At 60.5% G+C, this 14,350-nt stretch carries 15 protein-coding genes; 8 read left to right on the top strand and 7 right to left on the bottom strand.

The genetic code is table 11. The features are described from left to right. Window positions 1-11 precede the first annotated feature (11 nt). Complete coding sequence (locus tag ACZ9DP_RS16930) at window positions 12-719, bottom strand: hypothetical protein (protein WP_476202978.1); 708 nt, start codon at window positions 717-719, stop codon at window positions 12-14. Between the two features lie 157 nt (window positions 720-876). Between ACZ9DP_RS16930 and ACZ9DP_RS16925 the strand changes: the two genes are divergently transcribed. Next, the gene (locus ACZ9DP_RS16925) at window positions 877-1,947 is read left to right on the top strand and encodes a helix-turn-helix domain-containing protein (protein ID WP_074069633.1); all 1,071 of its coding nucleotides are present in this window, start codon (window positions 877-879) and stop codon (window positions 1,945-1,947) included. A gap of 70 nt (window positions 1,948-2,017) precedes the next feature. Beyond that, on the top strand, window positions 2,018-2,992 hold the full coding sequence (locus ACZ9DP_RS16920) for a threonine ammonia-lyase (protein WP_476202976.1): 975 nt from the start codon (window positions 2,018-2,020) through the stop codon (window positions 2,990-2,992). Window positions 2,993-3,009: 17 nt separating this feature from the next. Here the strand turns inward: ACZ9DP_RS16920 and ACZ9DP_RS16915 are convergent, their stop codons facing one another. Then, window positions 3,010-3,927, bottom strand: coding sequence for a LysR substrate-binding domain-containing protein (locus ACZ9DP_RS16915; protein WP_074069634.1), 918 nt, complete (start codon window positions 3,925-3,927; stop codon window positions 3,010-3,012). A gap of 114 nt (window positions 3,928-4,041) precedes the next feature. Between ACZ9DP_RS16915 and ACZ9DP_RS16910 the strand changes: the two genes are divergently transcribed. After that, window positions 4,042-4,470 carry a tautomerase family protein gene (locus ACZ9DP_RS16910; protein WP_476202973.1) on the top strand — a complete coding sequence of 143 codons (429 nt, stop codon included), beginning with the start codon at window positions 4,042-4,044 and terminating at the stop codon, window positions 4,468-4,470. Next, the gene (locus ACZ9DP_RS16905) at window positions 4,467-5,015 is read left to right on the top strand and encodes a DUF4865 family protein (RefSeq protein ID WP_476202972.1); all 549 of its coding nucleotides are present in this window, start codon (window positions 4,467-4,469) and stop codon (window positions 5,013-5,015) included. The genes ACZ9DP_RS16910 and ACZ9DP_RS16905 overlap by 4 nt, the downstream gene beginning before the upstream one ends. Window position 5,016: 1 nt before the next feature. On the opposite strand, the gene ACZ9DP_RS16900 is transcribed toward ACZ9DP_RS16905, so the two are convergent. From ACZ9DP_RS16900 to ACZ9DP_RS16890, 3 genes are all read right to left on the bottom strand, one after another. Next, window positions 5,017-5,652 (bottom strand): LysE family translocator, encoded by a 636-nt coding sequence (locus tag ACZ9DP_RS16900; protein ID WP_476202970.1) that lies wholly within the window; start codon window positions 5,650-5,652, stop codon window positions 5,017-5,019. 118 nt (window positions 5,653-5,770) lie between these two features. Next, complete coding sequence (pyk, locus tag ACZ9DP_RS16895) at window positions 5,771-7,210, bottom strand: pyruvate kinase (RefSeq protein ID WP_476202969.1); 1,440 nt, start codon at window positions 7,208-7,210, stop codon at window positions 5,771-5,773. Further along, complete coding sequence (locus ACZ9DP_RS16890; RefSeq protein ID WP_022715823.1) at window positions 7,210-7,677, bottom strand: DUF1036 domain-containing protein; 468 nt, start codon at window positions 7,675-7,677, stop codon at window positions 7,210-7,212. Before ACZ9DP_RS16890 ends, pyk begins: the two co-directional genes overlap by 1 nt. A 218-nt stretch (window positions 7,678-7,895) precedes the next feature. Here ACZ9DP_RS16890 and ACZ9DP_RS16885 point away from each other — a divergent pair, with 218 nt between their 5' ends. From ACZ9DP_RS16885 to ACZ9DP_RS16870, 4 genes are all read left to right on the top strand, one after another. Beyond that, window positions 7,896-8,687, top strand: coding sequence for an N-formylglutamate amidohydrolase (locus ACZ9DP_RS16885; protein ID WP_476205385.1), 792 nt, complete (start codon window positions 7,896-7,898; stop codon window positions 8,685-8,687). A gap of 11 nt (window positions 8,688-8,698) precedes the next feature. Continuing rightward, window positions 8,699-9,004, top strand: a complete 306-nt coding sequence (locus ACZ9DP_RS16880) for a DUF1244 domain-containing protein (protein WP_476202968.1) — start codon at window positions 8,699-8,701, stop codon at window positions 9,002-9,004. A 90-nt stretch (window positions 9,005-9,094) separates the two neighbouring features. Continuing rightward, complete coding sequence (locus ACZ9DP_RS16875; protein ID WP_003585771.1) at window positions 9,095-9,358, top strand: DUF2312 domain-containing protein; 264 nt, start codon at window positions 9,095-9,097, stop codon at window positions 9,356-9,358. 350 nt (window positions 9,359-9,708) lie between these two features. Further along, window positions 9,709-10,530 (top strand): alpha/beta fold hydrolase, encoded by an 822-nt coding sequence (locus ACZ9DP_RS16870; RefSeq protein WP_476202966.1) that lies wholly within the window; start codon window positions 9,709-9,711, stop codon window positions 10,528-10,530. Between the two features lie 110 nt (window positions 10,531-10,640). Here the strand turns inward: ACZ9DP_RS16870 and ACZ9DP_RS16865 are convergent, their stop codons facing one another. Both ACZ9DP_RS16865 and ACZ9DP_RS16860 read right to left on the bottom strand, forming a co-directional pair. After that, window positions 10,641-12,464 carry a peptidoglycan L,D-endopeptidase MepK gene (locus ACZ9DP_RS16865; RefSeq protein ID WP_074069641.1) on the bottom strand — a complete coding sequence of 608 codons (1,824 nt, stop codon included), beginning with the start codon at window positions 12,462-12,464 and terminating at the stop codon, window positions 10,641-10,643. Between the two features lie 180 nt (window positions 12,465-12,644). Continuing rightward, window positions 12,645-14,192, bottom strand: coding sequence for a sigma-54-dependent transcriptional regulator (locus tag ACZ9DP_RS16860; RefSeq protein ID WP_194728175.1), 1,548 nt, complete (start codon window positions 14,190-14,192; stop codon window positions 12,645-12,647). Window positions 14,193-14,350 lie beyond the last annotated feature (158 nt).

Raw genomic sequence — 14,350 nt, 5'->3', positions numbered from 1 at the left:
CGCCGGCTGGGCTACCGGATCCGGGCGCGTACATAATCTCCTTTGATGTTCACCAGCGGGCGCGTGCCCGGGACGCTTGGAACGAGGCTGTCAATGTAGGACGCCTTGGCGGTCACAGTGTAATCGACTGGGACATCCTTGCCGAATCCGAGATAGGCATCGAGCGACTGTGCGGCGATCTCGATCTTTTCGTCGTGTTTGACGGCATCGTAGGTGAGGTTTGCGCGAACGGCGGCGCCGGAGATATCGACGCTGGAAGCGTGGCCGTCGAGCGTGATGTCCGCCGCCTTTCCCGACGTGCCAAGACTTGCGAAGTCGCCGTTCAGTTTCGCCACGAATACCTGCTGCTCGATGCGCACGGCGCTGCCGGGCGGGACATTCGCCGATACTTCCGGCGAGCAATCGGCAATGTCGCTCCAGGCCGACATCGCTACGTCGAGCGTCAATGTCGCTCCGTCGATTTCTGCCCGGCTCTCGTCCTTGCAGATATTGAAGAACCAGCTCGAATACCAGGATGAAAACCAGCCGCTCCGGCGGCCGCTGGTTGCTGCACGATAGGGCTCATCGGATTTCGTGGTGATCTTGATTGAGCTTGCATCGCCAATGATCACGATCGTGCGGATGCTGGAAACATCAAAGGTCTCGCCGAGCGGCCTCACATCAGCGAAACTGGATATCAGCATCATGAAAAACAGGGGAATGGACAGGACTATCGACATCGGCTTTCTCCTTGATGGTGCCGTCGAAATGACCGGCCATATCAGGTTGCCTTCCAGTCCTCTTTGTTGAGACCTGAATCATGATCCGGGTCGCCTGCAATTGCGATCGAGGCCATTCTCGTGCTGATATCGAACCATCGAACCCGGACGCCGCCTCATGATCTTTGTTCCGCTTCCCTTCGTCGTTGCACTGCTGCTCTTCATCGTCCAGATCCGCCTGCTGCGGCAGGAGGACTGGCGTGCGCCGGAAAAGCGGCCGTTCCTGCTTCTCATCGGCATCTACGCGCTGCAGTCCGTGCTGATCGGAATTCGCTGGGGCTACGACGTCCTCGCGATCATGCCGGCACAAGCCATTCTGGCGGCGATGATTGCCGCACTCGCCTGGGTCAGCTTCCGGAGCCTGACGCTGGAAGGGCCGCGCTCATTCGCTCACCTGTGGCCTCATGCCCTTCCAGCGGTTCTGATCGCCGCCCTGCTGGTATTTTGGCGCGAGCCGGTGGGCGTTGCCTTGACCCTCATCTTTTTTGGCTATGGAGCGGCCCTGCTCTGGCTCGCGCGCCATGGCCCGGACGGACTTATCGCATCGCGGCTGGACGGCGCGCTACTTTCCTATCGTTCGCTCCTGATTACCGCAGCGGCGCTCATTGCTGCCGCCGTCGCCGATATCTACATCAGCCTGGACTTCGACCGCACCGGCGGGACACATGGCGGTGCCATCGTGGCGCTCGGCAACGTCATCACGCTCCTGGTTCTCGGGGGTGCTGCGTCCATCGCCAGCGGCGGCCAACCGGCGGAGGAGCAGAGCCTGGAAACACCCCCCACCCCGCCGCTGATGCCGACGGAAGAGGACGGCGCAGTTGCTGCCTCCCTCGATGCACTGATGCAATCCCGCGAGATCTATCGCGATCCCGAGCTCAACCTTAACCGCATTGCGCGAAAGATGAGTCTGCCTGCCCGCCGCGTATCGATTGCCGTCAACCGCATCCACGGCGTCAGCGTCTCGCAATATGTCAATGAGTTCCGCATCCGTTCGGCCTGCGATCAACTGATCAAGACGGATGAACCGGTAACGCGCGTGATGTTCGATTCCGGCTTCATCAGCAAATCGAACTTCAATCGCGAGTTCCTGCGCGTGACCGGCACGAGCCCGACCGACTTCCGGCGCCGGCGCATCATCGGCATGGCTGACATCGCTGATGCGAAAGTGCCGGCTTTTGTGTCACGGTGACAAAGTCTGCGTTCACAAGTGAAGGCGGGCATCATATTCATGGATGAACTATCAGCCGAAAGAGTTCACAATGGCCAGCATTGAAATGATCGTCGCCGCTCGCGCCCGTCTGCGGGGCCATGCACGGCGAACGCCGCTTCTTTCTTCCCCATTCCTCAACGAGATCGCCCGAAGGCATGTCTTCGTGAAGGCGGAATGTCTGCAGCATTCGGGCTCGTTCAAGTTCCGCGGCGGCTGGTCGGCCGTTTCCGGCCTTGATCCTACAGTGCGTGCGAAAGGCGTTATCGCTTTTTCGTCCGGCAACCACGCGCAGGGCGTCGCCCTTGCCGCAAAGCTTCACGGCATTCCCTCCGTTATCATCATGCCGTCCGACGCGCCGGCGCTGAAGATCGACAATACCCGCGCTTTCGGTGCCGAAGTGGTGCTTTACGACCGCGCAAATGGGGATCGCGATGCGATCGGCGCCCGGTTTTCGGCTGAGCGCGGCCTCACTCTGATCAGGCCTTTCGACGAGCCGTTGGTGATTGCCGGCCAGGGCACGACCGGGCTTGAAATTGCCGAACAGGCAGAAGAGGAAGGCGTGAAGTCGGCAGAAGTGCTTGTTCCCTGCGGCGGCGGCGGGCTGACGTCCGGCATCGCGCTGGCGCTCGAAGCAAGTGCGCCGGGCTTCACCGTGCGGCCCTGCGAGCCGAAAGACTTCGACGACACCACGCGTTCACTGGCCTCCGGCAGGATCGAACGCAACGCGGCGATGACGGGCACGATCTGCGATGCGATCATGACACCGGAACCCGGCAAGATCACCTTCCCGATCCTGCAGCGGCTCGCAGGCGCGGGCATTGTCGTCACCGACGAAGAGGCGCTGCGCGCCATGGCGCTCGCATTCAAACGGCTGAAGATCGTCGTCGAGCCCGGCGGGGCGGTTGCGCTTGCCGCTGCCCTTTTCCATGGCGAGGCCCTCGAAAGCGACAACGTCATCGCCGTGACCTCAGGCGGCAATGTCGATGCGGATATCTTTGCCGCCGCTCTCAAGAAATACGGCTAACCCAGCGAAGTTGCCGCCTACGCATTCTCCGATACCCGTTGCGGCATGAAATCCGAGATCGCCTCGCCTACCGCCCGCAGCAAGATCGAAGCGAGCCGTGCCGTCGCCGGATCAGGGTCAGCTTCCGCGCGGTGAAGCACGAGACCCAACGACGGCAGCTCCGGCAATCCCAGTTCCGCGGGCTTCAGCGGCCTGACCTTTGCCGGCAAGCCGATCGGGGTGCGTATTGTCACCCCCAACCCGGCCGCGGTCGCAGCCCACAGCCCGCCGAGGCTCGGGCTGACGAAGGCAAGCCGCCAGGCAATATTGGCCCTGTCCAGCGCATTCGTCGCGGCGGTTCGCAGGAGACAGGGCGCCTCCAGCGAGGCGAGTGGCAGCGGCTCGCCGCTTGCGGCATTCCAGCCGGGCTCACCTGCGGCAGGACCGATCCAGCGCATCGGCACCTCGCCGATCTTTTCGCAATGGGCCGTCAGGGTTGCATCGCTCCAAGCGAGCGCCAGATCGAGTTTCCCCGTTGTGACCCGCTCGAGCAGTTCCGCGTTGCGGACGACTCGCGCCTCGATCCGCACCTTCGGATGGGCGCGGGCGAAACGGCCCAGAACATCGGGAAGCAGATTTTCGCCGAAGTCCTCTTGTAGGCCAAGCCGCACCCAGCCTTCCAACTCGACGCTTTGGACGGCCACTGCCGCTTCGTCGTTAAGGTCGAGCAGCCGTCGGGCGTAGGCGAGCATCGTCTCGCCCGCCTCCGTCAACGCCAGGCCACGGCCCGCCTTGCGGAAAATCGGCGTACCGGCCTGCTCCTCCAGTTTCTTGAGCTGTGCGCTGACGGCCGAGGTGGAGCGCCCAAGCCGGTCCGCCGCCTTCGCAAAGTTCCCGAGTTCCATTCCAGTCGCGAAGGTTCGAAGTACATCGAGGTCGAAGACCATCCTACGCATCGCTTAATCCCATTTTTCAGGACAATTGATCCACAAAATTCTGATTTTCTGCATCATCGTGGCGTGCGAGGATTATGAAGTCAAGGTTGGATTAGCAAGGAAAAGGAGGCTCCAATGCCTTTCGTTCGAATCTCTCTGCTGAAAGGCAAGTCGCCGGATTATCTCCGTGCCCTCTCAGACAACATTCATCGTGCCATGGTCGAGACGTTCGACGTCCCTCCGAATGACCGCTTTCAGGTCATTCATCAGCATGAGCCTGGTGAACTGATCTTCGACCGCCACTATCTCGGGGGCCCGCGTTCGGACGATTTCGTGCTTTTTTCCATCACCGCGGGCAAGCCCCGCACGACCGGGATGCGCAAGGCCTTTTACCGGCGTGCGGCCGATCTGCTTGGACAGTCTCCGGGCCTGAGACCTGAAGATGTGATGATCGTGGTCAATACCACCTCTCCGGAAGAATGGTCCTTCGCCAATGGCGAAGCCTCGATGACGGAACAAGGTTGGCAAATCCGAGCGCTCGCGCCCATGGAGCCATCCCGATGATCGCCATGCAATACGGCTTCACGCTGCCGGCAGATTATGACATGACGATCATCGATCGCCGGATCCGCGACAAGGGGCCAATGCTGGACGGCTTTTCGAATCTTGGATTCAAGGCCTACCTCAGCGCCCGCAAGGGCGAATTCGGCAGCCGGGAGAACCTCTATGCTCCATTCTATCTTTGGAAGCAGCCGCAAGGCGCCAGCGATTTCCTCGCCGGGCCCGGTTTCGAAGGGCTGACGCAGTCTTTCGGCTGGCCGCAGGTAAGGCACTGGATGGTATGGAATGCCGAGGTCGCGGACTTGCGAGCCGCAAAGTTTGCAAGCTGCGATATCCTGCCGATCCCTGCCTACGCGCCGCTTGCCGAAATCCGCAAGGAGGAGGTCACGCGGTCACATGCTGAAGCGGCGCGACGCGGCGTGCTGGCCTCGATATCCGCCTTCGAGCCGTCCGGCTGGAGCCTTGTGCGCTTCACGCTTTTTCGCGACATGCCGTTGATCTCCAACGGAGACCAGATCTATCGCGTCGGCCATGTCTCCTTGCCGTAGGTCAGGCGGTCGCGCGCCGATAAAATGCCAATGACCCGGCGAGCGCGATGAGTGCGCCGCCGCTGATACGGTCAAGCCACATGGCGCCGGAGTTCTTGAGTAGGCGGACAGCCTGCGCGCCGAAGGCGGCGTATCCGAACATGATCACGAAATCGATCGAGGCGAAGATGAGGGCAAGCACCGTATACTGAGCAGGCTGCGGCAGCGTAGGATCGATGAACTGCGGCAGGAAAGCCGAGAAGAACAGGTAGCCCTTGGGATTCGTGACTGCCACCATGAAGCTTTTCAGCCCGATCGCAAAGGCTGAAGCGGCGCTGCCGGCGCTTTCCACCTTCATTGCCGTTTCGATCGTCCCCTGAGAGCGCAGCATCATGATGCCGAGAAAGGCAAGATAGGCGGCACCCAAATATTTCAGCACGGAGAACCAGAATTCGGAGGCCGCAAGCAGCGCACCGAGGCCGATCGCCACAGCACCGATCAGAACGAAATCCGAAAGCACGGCACCCAGCATGCCGGCAATCGCCCGGCGAGTGCCGTAACGCGAACCGTTGGTCAGCGCCAGGAGCACGGTCGGCCCCGGCGTTGCGATACCGACAAAGGAAACCGCGGCGTAAGCAAGAAGCGTGACGATATCCATAGGTCCCTCCAGAGCTCGGATATCGGAAGCTTGCATTTGCCGGGATCGCGATCAAGCCGAAAACGAAAAGCCCGTTTCCTTCCGAGGCAGCGAGCTGGTTCGAGCCAACGCGAACGGATCACATGCCGCTTTGGCCGTCGGAGCCGATATAGGCGATACGGAGCATGTTGGTGGCGCCCGGCGTTCCGAGCGGCACGCCGGCCGAAATGATGATACGGTCGCCCGGCTTGCCGAAACCCTCGCCGGCGACGATGCGGCAGGCCCGGTTGACCATGTCGTCGAGATCGGTCGCGTCATGCGTGACGACACAGTGCAGGCCCCAGACGATCGCCAGCCGGCGGGCTGTCTTGATGATCGGCGAGAGCGCCAGAACCGGCACCTGCGGGCGCTCGCGCGAAGCGCGCAGGCCCGTAGTGCCCGACGAGGTGTAACAGACGATCGCCGAAAGCTTCAGCGTCTCGGCAATCTGGCGGGCGGCGAGAGAAATCGCATCGGCACCGGTTGCTTCCGGCTGGGCGCGCTGGGCATAGATGATGCCCGGATAATGCGGTTCGCGCTCGATGGCGCTGGCAATCGACGCCATCGTCGCAACGGCTTCGACCGGATAGTCGCCCGCGGCGGATTCAGCCGAAAGCATGACGGCATCGGCGCCTTCGAAAACGGCGGTCGCGACGTCCGAGACTTCGGCGCGTGTCGGCACCGGCGCGGAGATCATCGATTCCAGCATCTGGGTCGCGACGACGACCGGCTTGCCGGAGCGGCGGCAGGCGCGGATCAACTGCTTTTGGATGCCCGGAACGGATTCGAGCGGCATCTCGACGCCGAGATCGCCGCGGGCGACCATCAAGGCATCCGAGAGTTCGATGATTTCTTCGATGCGCTCGATTGCCTGGGGCTTCTCGATCTTCGACATCAGGCCGACCCGACCCCTGGCGATCTTGCGGACCTCCGCGAGATCTTCCGGGCGCTGGACGAAAGAGAGCGCGACCCAGTCGACGTCATCGGTCGCCAGAACGGCATCGAGATCGGTACGGTCCTTCTCCGTCAGAACGCCGACGCCGAGCAGTGTGTCTGGAAGGCTGATGCCCTTCCGGTCCGATATCTTCGTGCCGGAAATGACCGTCGTAACGATGCTCTTTCCGTCGCACTTTTCGGCGCGCAATGCGAGCTTGCCATCATCGATCAGCAGACGGTGGCCGGGCTTGACGGCTTCAAGAATTTCCGGATGCGGCAGGAAGACACGGCTTGCATCGCCGGGTGCGTCATCGTTGTCGAGCGTAAATGTCTGGCCCGGCTTTAGTTCAACCTTGGTTTCCGCAAACTTGCCGACACGAAGCTTCGGCCCCTGCAAATCGGCCAGGATGCCGATCGGACGGCCGGAGCGGGCCTCGACGGCGCGAATACGCTGGATCAGAGTGCGCATCAGGTCATGGCTTGCATGGCTCATGTTGATACGGAAAACGTCGGCACCGGCCTGGTGCAGCTTTTCGATCATCGCTTCTTCGCTCGAGGCGGGGCCGAGCGTCGCGAGGATTTTCACTTTGCGGTTACGCTTCATCAATTCGGACTTTCTTGCGTGCCGGGAGTGTCGGAAAGTTGAACCATCCAGCTGCCCTGGCGGCCCGTGTCATATTCCTTGAATCCCATCCTCTGATAACCGCGGGCATAGCAGTCCTGCACGCCCGCGATCTTGAACTCGTTTTCCGCTACGCACATCTGGATGTCACCCGTCCAACGTCCCCCCCGGGCGGCATCCTCTGCGTAGAGGTAATAGTATCGCGACTGCAATTCTCCTTCGATCAGCGTCGCGCAGGTCGTTGCCGGGACCTGCCACCAGCCTTCCGTGATCCACCCGTCCTTGGCACGGTATCCGATCGCCACACCCACAAGGTTCTGCGTGCCGTTGCAGACGCGAAAATCGGCGCGCGCAACATCGGCAGCGAAAAACGGTGAGAGGGCAGCGAATGCAAATAAGGCGAAACGGGCAATCCCGGACCGGGTGAGGAAACTTGGTGCGGCTTGCATCAACACGGCTTCCGAATGGCTCCCACGGTTATTCGTTGTCCGTGCCTTCTTGCGCCGCCATCAAACGAATGTCAACGCGATGCTAATCGATTATATTCCTTTCATAACCTGCTCGTGATCACTGACTTGCCGCGGGCTGGTGCGCATTGCGCTTGAACCTGCAGCATGTGCATGCGATCAGTGACGGCGAGCGCCAAATGACGATCGGCAATTCCCTGATGAATCCCTTCCAATCCTTCGAAATTCTACCTGGAGATCATGACAGCGGCATGGTGATTCTGGGCGATCACGCGATGAACCGCCTGCCTGAACGGTATGATAGGCTCGGGCTTGCCGAATCCGTCTTCTCCCGCCATATCGCCTATGACATAGGCATCGAAGGCCTGGTGCGGGAGCTTTCCGCGAGGCTGGGGGTTCCGGCCGTTCTTGGCGGCTTTTCGCGGCTTCTAATCGACCCGAACCGCGGCGAGGACGACCCGACGCTGATCATGAAGATTTCCGACGGCGCGATCATTCCTGGCAATCATCCGATCACGGATGAGGAGTGGAACTACCGCATCGAGGCCTTCCACCGGCCCTATCACAGTGCCGTTTCCAAGACGATCGACAAGGTCGCCAACGCGACCGGCAAGGCGCCGCTCGTGCTCTCGCTTCATTCCTACACGCCTGCCTGGAAAGGCGTACCGCGGCCATGGCATGCCGCCGTCCTCTGGGACAGCGACCACCGCGCCGTCGCCCCTCTGCTTGACATGCTGAGCCGCGATCCCGATCTGATGGTCGGCGACAACGAGCCGTATGACGGCGCACTCAAAGGCGATACGATGTACCGGCACTGCATGGTCACCGGCATACCGCATGCGCTGCTCGAGATCCGTCAGGACCTGATCGGAAACGAGGCCGGCATTTGCGAATGGGCCGAACGCCTGGCTCCGATCTTCGCGGCTATGAATGCCGATCCGGCGCTGCATGAATACGATGTCCATGTGTCGCGCACCGGCCCTTACGAATGAAGGAGAGCGAGATGACCGCACTCAGCAAGGAACAGCAGACCGAATTCGAAGCTGCCGCCTTCCGCCGCCTTGTCGCGCATTTGCGCGACCGGAGCGACGTTCAGAATGTCGACCTGATGAATCTGGCGGGTTTTTGCCGCAACTGCCTGTCGAACTGGTATCGCCAAGCCGCCGAGGCTGAGGGCGTGCCGCTGTCGAAGGACGAATCGCGCGAGATCGTCTACGGCATGCCCTACGAAGACTGGAAAAACCTGCACCAGAACGAGGCCTCGGACGCACAAAAAACTGCATTTGAACTGAACAAGCCGCACAAATAGGTTCATGACGCCCGATTGGACTTGACCGCGGCGCAGCTTCGCGGCAGTCACTCCCCACCGAATTCAAGACGAGAAAATCAGGAGAACACGATGTCCGATGCTCATGGCGTCGCCCGCGATCAGCTTCGCGCTTTCATCGAGCGCATTGAACGGCTGGAAGAAGAAAAGAAGACCATCGCCGACGATATCAAGGACGTCTACGGCGAAGCAAAGGGCATGGGTTTCGACACCAAGATCCTGAAGAAGGTCGTCGCCCTTCGCAAGAAGGACGAGCAAGAGCGCATGGAAGAGGAAGCCATCCTCGATACCTACCTGCACGCGCTCGGCATGATCGAGTCCCCGCCGGAAGGCTGAGGATTGCCATTGGCAGTTTTCAAAGCCGCCGGATTTACCCCGGCGGCTTTTTGAATCATGCTTTGGAATTAGCCCGCTGTTTTCCCATTGTGCTTTGCATCCGGCGCGATAATATCCCTCCGCCGCATACTGGAGCCGCGTCCGGTTCCGCTTAATATTCAGTTATTTGACTTAATTGTAGCAAGCGGCTGCCGGTTTTTTCTTTGCTGCGCCTCGCACACACAATGCATGCATTCCTATTTCAGACATGCGCGAAGCCGCGAGCTTCGCTCACTCCCATCCGGTGCCTCGCATGGCGCCGAGATCAAAGCCGAAGCGAAAATCAACCCTGCTCAAGAGGAACTTAAATCATGTCGATGATTACCACGAAGGACGGAACGGAGATTTTCTACAAGGATTGGGGCAAGGGCCAGCCTATTCTTTTCTCCCACGGCTGGCCGCTTTCGGCCGACGCCTGGGATGCGCAAATGGTCTTCTTCGGCAATAACGGCTACCGCGTCATCGCACATGACCGTCGCAGCCACGGCCGTTCGAGCCAGACCTGGGATGGCAACCACATGGACCAGTACGCCGACGACCTGGCCGAACTGATCGAGACGCTCGACCTCAAGGATCTGATCATGATCGGCCACTCCACGGGTGGCGGCGAAGTCACCCATTACCTCGGCCGCCACGGCACGAAGCGCGTCGCCAAGGTCGTGCTGGTGGGCGCCGTGCCGCCGCTGATGGTCAAGACCGACAAGAATCCCGGCGGCTTACCGCTTGAAGTCTTTGATGGCATCCGCAAGGGCACGCTCGAAAACCGCTCGCAGTTCTACAAGGATCTCGTGACGCCCTTCTACAGCTACAATCGCGATGGCGCGACGTTCTCCGAAGGCATCCGCGACAGTTTCTGGATGCAGGGAATGATGGGCGGATTGAAGGGGCAGCTGGATTGCATCCACGAATTCTCCGAGGTCGATTACACCGACGACCTCAAGAAGATCGACAAGCCGACGCTCATCATTCATGGCGACGATGATCAGATCGTGCCGATCGGTGCTTCCGCATTGGAGTCCTCGAAGATCGTCGAGGGCTCTATTCTCAAGGTCTATCGGGGCGCTCCCCACGGTCTTGCTGAGACGCATACCGACCGCTTCAACAAGGATGTACTCGACTTCCTGAAGGCCTGATCCTTCGGGCCATCAATCCTCCCGCCTCCAGTGCGGGAGGATGTGCCCAGCGCATAAACAAAGACCGCCGGATTTCTCCGGCGGCCTGTCGTTCATTTTGATAGATTCGCTCAGTTCGTATTGAACTTGCGCACTTCCATGAAGTTCACCGCCGAGCCGCTGAAGCGGGCCGGATCGATGGAAGCGGTCTTGACGTTGAAGCCTTCGGCGTAGACGGCGGTCGGCTGGGCGCGAAGCGTCTGGCTGACGAAACGGGGTGCCTTGACCGGCTTCGTGATCATTTCCATGCGGGAATTGGTCAGCGCCCACTGCGAAATTATCTTCTGGGTCAGCTTCGGCTCGGTACGGACCGTCGCGCGGCTTGCGTCGGCAGCGGCAGCAGCCTCCTTCGTCGGGCGCCCGCCCTTGGTTGCAACGCCATTGGCAGTGGAGTCTTCGGAAATCTGCTGTAGGTCGAAGGCGTCGCCGAAGCTTGCGGATTTGACAGGAGCAAGTGCGGCAAGTTGCACCGGTGCCTTATTCTCAGCCGGCTTGGCGGCAGGCATCGCTGCGCTGATGGCCTGCTCGACGGTGGCCGGCGCAAGGGCAGCCACCCGCCTATCGACTGCATTGTTCTGATCAAGCGCTTGAGCCAGTGCCGGAGAAAGCCGGTCCGCTTCGGCTTCGTCCGCATCCGCTTGCGGATCGATTGCTGCCGCCGCAAGCAGATTTTCGGCGACCGCCGGACGTTCGGCCGGGGTTGGAACCATCGGATCGTTGGATGCGACTTCCGCATCACCTGGCGCGTTGCGCGGGCCAAGCAGCGAGGGAACCGGAACGTGATAGGCGCTGAGATCGGCGAACTGCTGCGGCTGGCCTTGCTCTTCGGTGGCAGCGGCAAGTGCCTGCTGTGCAGCATTGCCGGAATTCGGTGAAACGAGAGCATTTGCAACTTCGCCGCCGGCAAGCTGACCGGCAAAGGCTGGACGAACCTGGGGCACCGGTGCATTCACGGCGGCAACCTCAGTCGGCTGCGGCTCAGCCGCGGCAGCAGGCGCTTCGGCCTTCGGCGGCGTTGCCCTTGCAACGGCGACCGGAGCGGAATCCTCCGCGCTATCCTCTTCCTCGTCTGCGCCGCCGCCAAAGAGTGCAGCGAACAATGTCTTCGGCTTTCTCGTCTCGGCATCGCCGCCGCTTGCCATGACAAGCTGATTGGTGCTGACCCGGCGCTTATAGTCGGCCATCGCCTGCTGGTAGCCCGGCAGGGGCTTGCCGTCCGACGGGATATGAATGGTGTTGCCGTTCGGGAAAAGCTGCGCCAGCTCCTGGCGGCTCATGCGCGGCCAGGCGCGAACGCCGCCGACATCCATGTGCACGAAGGGAGAACCGGACTTCGGATAGAAGCCAACGCCGCCGACCTGCATTTTCATGCCGATCGCACGCAGCTTTGCAAGCTTCACATCCGGAATGAAGAAGTCCATCGCCTTGCCGAGCATATGCTGGCTCTTCTCGGCAACGCCGGAATTGCGCGAACGGGACTTGAGCATTGAATTGGTGGCGGGCGAACGGAAGCCGCAGACAACGTTGATGTAGTCCCTGGAACCGCTCTGGCGGTAGACTTCCCAGATCAGATCGAAAAGATGGGGGTCCATCTTCGTCGGCTGGTTCTTGCGCCAGTCGCGAAGGAATCGATTCAACTGCCCAAGGCCCTTCGGGTCGAACCTGCCATTGCGTTTGTAGGTGATGACGGCCTTTTCGCCGGTATGGATGAAATAGAGTTTCAGACTGCGCGTTTCGCCCGCTGCTTCGGACGGCGTGCCAACGAATACTGGTGAGGAAACCGCGAGTGCGAGAAGGACAGCCATGGCCGTCCTAACCGCCTTTCCGCCAATGTCGGCGCACACTGTACGCCAGCTCAAGCGCGAAGGCTTGGTGTTCTCATTCAGATCCGGCAAACTCAATCCCCGTCAGACTGCCCAGGTCCCCGAACTGTCCCAATGACTGTCAATTGCGGTGACACGATGGCAAAAATGCCACACTCGATCAACCTTTTCTTTACATAGTCAACGATCGACTAACAAGTAGTTTATATCGGGTAACAAAACATGCTTGCGGGAATATTAATGGAACGCCGCTTATGCCGCATCTTTCTGGGGATTGTCGGGATCGATGCCGTAATCCTTGAGCTTTCTGTAAAGCGTTGAGCGTCCGATGCCGAGTTTTCTGGCCACTTGACTCATCTGGCCGCGATAGAATTTAAGCGCGAATCGAATCAATTCTTCCTCGACATCGGCAAGTTTGCGCACCTCGCCCGCCGGATTGACGCTTGCGATCGCATTCTCCGGCATCTCGTCGTGGTGCCCGCGCGACTCGCTCGCAGAGACCTGCGGAACGTGAAATTCCGCAAACTCCACCTCGTGCTCGCGATATGTATTGTCGGCAACCAGCGCCAGGTGATCGACCACGTCATATTGCGGCAGCTGGGCAGCGATCTGCGGAAAATCCGCTTCGCTGAGCTCGTGGCCTTCGGCGAGCACGACGGCGCGGAAGATCGCGTTCTCGAGCTGGCGGATGTTGCCCGGCCAGTCATAGGCCGTCAGCAATGCCAACGCACCCGCGCTGACCGTCATGCGATGGCCATTTTTCTGTTCGGACGAGAAGCGGTCGGCAAAGACGCGCACCAGATTCGGAATGTCCTCCTTGCGCTTGCGCAGCGCCGGAATGGTGATCGGAAAGACATTGAGGCGATAATAGAGATCTTCGCGGAAGTGGCCGTTTTTCACTTCCTCGATCAGGTCCTTGTTCGTCGCGGAAATGAGCCGGACATTGACCTTGTGCGCCGTGCGTGCGCCGACGGTCTCGACTTCGCCCTGCTGCACGGCTCGCAGCAGCTTGACCTGCACGTCGAGCGGCAGATCGCCGATTTCATCGAGGAAGATCGTGCCGCCGTCGGCCTCCATGAACTTGCCCGTATGGCGCTCGGTTGCACCGGTGAACGCGCCCTTTTCATGGCCAAAGAGGATGCTCTCGACGAGGTTGTGCGGAATGGCGCCGCAGTTCACCGTGACGAAGGGCTTACCCGAGCGGTCGCCGCCTGACTGGATGGCACGCGCAACCAGCTCCTTGCCGACGCCGGACTCGCCTTCGAGCACGACCGGAATGTTGGATTGCGCCGCACGCTGCGCCAGATCGATGACGCGGATCATCGCCGGGCTTGCCGAAACAATGTCGTCGAAGCCGACGAGGCCGGAGCGCGAACGGCGGCCCGAGCGGGCCCGCACTTCGCGCTGGTCCAGCTTCATTGCGTTGGCGATCGAGGTTGCGATTCGCTCCGGTGAAACGGGCTTGACGACGAAATCGAAGGCGCCGGCACGCATGGCCTGCACGACCGTTTCAATGCCGCCCTGCCCGGTCTGCACGATCACCGGGATCTGCGTGCCGAGTTCATGGAGCGCTTCGAGGAATTCTAGGCCGGTCATTTCCGGCATCATCAGGTCGAGAAGGATGACGTTGAAGAGACCACTGTCGCGCTTCACCATCTCCAGGCCGATGCGGCCGTTCTCAGCCTGATGGACGACATGCCCGTGACGCTCGATTGCGTTCTTCAGCAGACGGCGTTGCACCGGGTCGTCCTCGACCACGAGAATCTGCCCTGCACCCTTGAGCTCACTATAACCGGTCATTGTCGCCTCACTTCATGCGAAACCTGCGGGCACTCTGGCAGAAAGGCTTGAACATCCAGTTTTGAGAAATAATTGCATTTTAACGATTGTGGCGATACCGAATCCGTATCGAAGCGGGCCTCCAGCATCCCGAAAGCCCCTTGATACGGGGCCTTCCG

It is taken from the genome of Rhizobium sp. USDA 4016 (assembly GCF_056279705.1).
This window is presented reverse-complemented; position numbering and strand designations above follow the sequence as displayed.